The sequence below is a fragment of the Nocardioides sp. genome (assembly GCF_035697785.1).
GTDB lineage: Bacteria > Actinomycetota > Actinomycetes > Propionibacteriales > Nocardioidaceae > Nocardioides_B.
On the sequence record NZ_DASSCL010000060.1, the window covers coordinates 1 to 5,020 of the forward strand.

At 73.2% G+C, this 5,020-nt stretch carries 5 protein-coding genes; 3 read left to right on the forward strand and 2 right to left on the reverse strand.

The features are described 5' to 3' along the window. On the reverse strand, positions 1-236 hold a 236-nt coding region (locus VFH10_RS06085), incomplete at its 3' end, for a hypothetical protein (RefSeq protein ID WP_325126976.1). A gap of 305 nt (positions 237-541) precedes the next feature. Between VFH10_RS06085 and VFH10_RS06090 the strand changes: the two genes are divergently transcribed. The 3 genes from VFH10_RS06090 to VFH10_RS06100 are packed head-to-tail and all read left to right on the forward strand — an operon-like array spanning position 542 to position 4,460. After that, positions 542-1,663, forward strand: coding sequence for a CapA family protein (locus VFH10_RS06090; RefSeq protein WP_325126978.1), 1,122 nt, complete (start codon positions 542-544; stop codon positions 1,661-1,663). 39 nt (positions 1,664-1,702) lie between these two features. Further along, positions 1,703-3,235 carry an HD domain-containing phosphohydrolase gene (locus tag VFH10_RS06095; protein WP_325126980.1) on the forward strand — a complete coding sequence of 511 codons (1,533 nt, stop codon included), beginning with the start codon at positions 1,703-1,705 and terminating at the stop codon, positions 3,233-3,235. A gap of 43 nt (positions 3,236-3,278) precedes the next feature. Continuing rightward, positions 3,279-4,460: an MFS transporter gene (locus VFH10_RS06100; protein WP_325126982.1), complete on the forward strand. Its 1,182-nt coding sequence runs from the start codon at positions 3,279-3,281 to the stop codon at positions 4,458-4,460. Here the strand turns inward: VFH10_RS06100 and VFH10_RS06105 are convergent. Then, on the reverse strand, positions 4,450-5,020 hold a 571-nt coding region (locus tag VFH10_RS06105), incomplete at its 5' end, for an aspartate aminotransferase family protein (RefSeq protein ID WP_325126984.1). The genes VFH10_RS06100 and VFH10_RS06105 overlap by 11 nt on opposite strands.

The following is a 5,020-nucleotide window of genomic DNA, read 5'->3' on the forward strand; positions in this document are numbered from 1 at the left end:
TGTGGGCCGCGGGGCCCAGCCGGGCCCTGGGCGCCGGTCCGGTTGACCTTGTCCTTGAGACCCTCGGAGAGGTCGCGCTGCTTGATCGTGTCGTTCTTGATGTCCTTGGACTGGACGCTGTCGTCCTTGATGTCGTTGGACCCGATCAGGTCCCCAGCGACGGCACCCGTGGTGCCCGCCGCAGCGAAGATGAGGCCGGCCACCGCAACGACGGCCAGGTTCTTCTTGATCTGCATATCGTTCCTTCTGCTCACGGGCAGCCCAAAGCAGCCCTCGTGGTTCGGGATGAAGTGGGTGACGCCGGGTCCAGTCGGACCGGGTCAAGCCGAGATATCCCCCTGATGTCCCGGATGCTAGGTCATCGACAAAGCAAAATCTTGGGAATGCCAAGTTTCGTGCGAAACCTGGTGGAGGGCCGCGCCGGGACGACGAGTGCGAAGCCGAGCCGGTGACGGCGCAGCGGACCCGGCGGTCCTTGGGGTTAGCGTGGAGCCGTGCCCGGAGACCGCGTGACGCCTGGGACGGGTGCCGTCCCGCCGACATGAACGCGCGCTCGGACGCCGCCCGACTGAGGATCCTTCTCGTCGGCGACGTGATGCTGGGCCGCGGGATCGACCAGATCCTGCCCCGCCCCGGCGATCCCGAGCTGCGTGAACGAGCGGTCCACGACGCCCGCGAGTACGTCGCCCTCGCGGAGGCGGCGAACGGCACGGTTCCGTGGCCGGTCGACCCGGTGTACCCGTGGGGCGACGCGCTGGCCGTGCTCGACGAGCTGGCGCCCGACGCACGCATCCTCAACCTCGAGACCAGCATCACCAGGTCCGACGATTTCGCCGCGGGCAAGGCGGTCCACTACCGGATGAGTCCCGACAACCTGGCCTGCCTGACCGCGGCCCGCCCCGACGTGTGCGTGCTCGCGAACAACCACGTGCTCGACTTCGGCCGGCGCGGACTCGTCGAGACCCTTGCCACGCTGGACGACGCGGGACTCACCCACGCGGGTGCCGGCGGATCGGCCGACGACGCGACGGCAGCGGCCGTGGCGGGCGTGGCCGCGGGACGGGTCGTGCTGTCGGCGGTCGGCACCGAGTCCAGCGGGGTCCCGTCCGGGTGGGCGGCGACCGCGGAGCGCGGCGGGGTCGCGTTCCTGCCGGAGCTCTCGGTCAGGGCCGCGGACAGCGTGCTGGCTCGGGTGCAGGCTGACCAGTGTCCCGGCGACGTCACGGTGGTCTCGGTGCACGCCGGCTCCAACTGGGGTTACCCGGTTCCGCACGGCTACCGCCGCTTCGCGCGACGCCTGGTCGACGGCGGCGTCGACGTCGTGCACGGACACTCCTCGCACCATCCCCGGCCCGTCGAGATCTACCGCGGGCGCCCGATCCTCTACGGATGCGGAGACCTGGTGAACGACTACGAGGGCATCGGCGGGTGGGACGAGTATCGGTCCGAGCTCCGGCTGCTCTACCTCGTCACGCTGGACGCCGGGAGCCACGAGCTCGTCGAGCTCCGGATGGTGCCGCTGCGGGCGCGTCGGCTGCGGCTGGAGCGGGCGACCGCCGCCGAAGTCGACTGGCTGCGGCGGGCCCTGGACCGGGTCAGCCGTGCCCACGACACCGTCGTCCTGGCAGGTCCCGACCACAGCCTCGTCGCGCTCCCGTCGTGAGCCCTCGCGGGTGCGGCGCCGCTGTGCCACCGTGTTGAGGTGTTCCGACTGCTGGGCCTGCTCGGCGGGCTCTCGCTGGCCACCGACCTCGGCACCGGCGCCCCGCTCGAGGAGTCGCTCAAGCGGGCAGTGGTCGCGACCCGGCTCGCCGAAGCCCTCGACTCCCGTCAGGTCGACAACGGCGACGTTATCTACACCGCCCTCCTCCAGCACCTCGGCTGCACGGCGTACGCCCACGAGACCGCCGAGCTGTGGGGCGACGACGTCACGTTCGTCCGGCTGGCGTTCCTGACCGACGCCACCCGCGCGCGGGACCTGTGGGGGACGTTCGTCGGGGGCCTGGCCGGGTCGACGGGCTGGTCGCGTCCGCGGGTCGCGGCCACGATGCTGACCAGGGGCAGGAAGGCGGGGACGGAAGCACCTGCAGCCACCTGCGAGATCGCACGCGACGCCTCACGCCTGCTGGGCCTGCCCGACTCGGTGCAGGCCGGCCTGTTCCACAGCCTGACGATGTGGGACGGCAAGGGTCACCCCTCGGTCGCGGGCGACGCGATCCCGCTGGCCACCCGGGTCATGCACGTGGCGTCCGTCGGGGTGCTGTTCGCGCTGCACGCCGGCACCGCCGAGGCGACTGCACAGGTACGACGACGCGCCGGCAGCTACCTCGACCCGGCCATCGCCGACGTCTTCGTCGACCGCGCCGACGAGCTGGTCGGGGACCTCGACGAGATCGACGCCTACACCGCGCTGCTCGACGCTGAACCGGACCCGGTCCACCTCGTCGCCGACGACCAGATCGAGCCGGTCGCCCGCACCTTCGGGAACCTGGCCGACCTGAAGAGCACCTGGCTGCAGGGCCACTCCGGCGCTGTCGCCGACCTCGCCGCGTCCGCTGTGCAGCGCGTCGGCCTCGCGGACCATGTCGCGGCGGTCAGGGTGGCCGGCCACCTGCACGATCTCGGGCGGATCGGCGTACCGTCGCGGATCTGGAACAAGCCCGGTCCGCTGAGCGCCGCCGAACGCGACCAGGCGCAGCTGCACGCCTACCACAGCGAGCGGATCCTGGCCCGGGTGCCGGCGCTGGCGGACCTGGCCGTGCTCGTCGGGCAGCACCACGAGCGCTGCGACGGCAGCGGCTACCACCGCGGCCTGACCGGCGCGCAGCTCCCGATGCCGTCCCGCGTGCTCGCGGCCGCCGACCGGTTCCGCAGCCTGGTCGAGGACCGCCCCTACCGGCCTGCGCTGTCCCCCGCGGAGGCCGGCCGCCGGCTCCGGGAGGACGCCAGGAACGGCGGACTCGACGGTGACGCTGTCGCCGCCGTGCTGGCGGGCGCCGGCCTCGGCGCCGGGGCCCGGCGCCCGCGGCCGGGCGACCTCACCGAGCGTCAGGTCGAGGTGCTCCGCCTCGTCGCCCACGGCCTGTCCAACCGGGAGATCGCCGAGCGGCTGGGCATCTCGGCGCGGACCGCCGAGCACCACGTCCAGGACGTGTACGTCAAGATCGGCGCCTCTACTCGCGCCGGCGCCGCCCTGTTCGCGATGGAGCACGGGCTGCTCGACAAACCTGGGTAGGTCTACCCATGTGACCGGGACGGTCGCGGGCCAGGTTGGTGCCATGACGACCTCAGCACAGCCTCCCGCCACCGATGCCGCACCGGAGCGGCTGCTCACCCCGGCCTTCCTCAGGCTGGCGCTGGCCGACCTGGGCTACTTCACCGCCGCGGGCGTGGCGATCTACACGCTCCCGGTCTACGTGACCGGCCCGGTCGGTTCGGACAAGGCCGGTGCCGGTCTCGCGTTCGGCGCCTTCGCGGTCACCGCGCTCGTCCTCAGGCCGTTCGCCGGACGCCTCTCCGACACCCGCGGCCGCCGGCCGCTGCTCCTCGGCGGCACCCTGGTCGCGGCCGCTGCGATGCTGCTTACCGCCCACGCGCAGACGCTGTCGATGGTGGTGACGCTCCGCCTCGCCCTGGGCGTCGCCGAGGCCGCCTTCTTCGTCGCCTCGTTCGCCGCGCTCGCGGACCTGGCCCCGCCCAGCCGGATCGGTGAGGCGCTCAGCTACAACTCGCTCGGCCTCTACCTCGGCCTCGCCCTGGGCCCCCCGCTCGGCGAGCTCCTGGTGCGTTCGCTCGGGTACACCGCCGCCTGGTACGGCGCCGCCGCACTGCTGGTCGTGGCCGCCGCGTTCGTGCACGGCATCGGCGAGACCCGGGCCGCTCGCCCCGCGACCGACGTGCCCGCTCCCCTCGTGCACTGGAAGGCGGTCCCACCCGCCCTGGGCTTCCTCGCCTCGGTGGTCGCAATGGGTGGCTTCCTGGCCTTCGCGTCGCTGCACGCGGACGCCGTGGGACTGCACCCCTCGAGCGTCCCGATCGCGCTGTACGGCGTCGTCGTCGTGGTCTGCCGGATCGTCTTTGCGCGGGTGCCCGACCGGCTGCCGGCGCTCCCGCTGGGTGCCGCCGCGTTGGCCATGATCGCTCTGGGGCTCGTCGTGATGGCGCTGTGGTCGTCGACGCCGGGCACGGTGGTCGGCGCGGCGCTGATGGGGCTCGGGGTCACCTTCAGCACCCCCGCGTTCTTCTCCGCCGTCTTCGCGACCGCGTCGCCCGCCGAGAGGGGTGCGGCGTCCGGCACCGTCAGCGTCGCCCTGGACCTCGGCCTGGGCGGCGGACCGATCCTGCTGGGGCTGGTCGCCCAGGGCGCCGGGGTCCCCTCGGCGTTCCTGGTGGCCGGGGGCGTCGCACTGGTCGGCGCTCTCTGGTCCGCGGCGCTGTCCGGCGTGCTGGTCAGGCGCTGAGGTCCGTGAGGGCCGCACGGAACGCCTCGAGCAGGAACTCGATGTCCTCCTCGTCGGCCACCAGCGGCGGCGCCAGCCGGATCGTGGACCCGTGGGTGTCCTTGGCCAGCACGCCCTTCGTGAGCAGCGCCTCGCAGAGCTGACGTCCGGTTGCCAACGCCGGGTCGACGTCGACCCCGGCCCACAGTCCACGGCACCGCACTTCCAGCACCCCGTGCCCGACGAGCGCCCGTAGGCCGCCCTCCAGCACCATCCCGAGCCGGGCGGCGTTGACCTGCAGCTCCCCGGTGGCCAGCATCGCGATCACCTCGCGCCCGATCGCGGCGCCGAGCGGGTTGCCGCCGAACGTCGACCCGTGCGACCCCGGCCCGAACACGCCGAGCACGTCGCGGTCGGCGGCGACCGCGGAGACCGGCACGATGCCGCCGCCGAGCGCCTTGCCGAGCACGTACACGTCCGGCACCACGTCCTCGTGGTCGCACGCGAAGGTCCGGCCGGTGCGGCCCAGCCCGGACTGCACCTCGTCGACGACCATCAGCACGCCGCGGGCGTCGCAGAGC

What these genes read in the sequence shown, in the direction of transcription:
- VFH10_RS06090 (WP_325126978.1), top strand. Translation starts at nt 542, where the DNA reads ATGAACGCGCGCTCGGACGCCGCCCGACTGAGGATCCTTCTCGTCGGC.
- VFH10_RS06100 (WP_325126982.1), top strand. Translation starts at nt 3,279, where the DNA reads ATGACGACCTCAGCACAGCCTCCCGCCACCGATGCCGCACCGGAGCGG.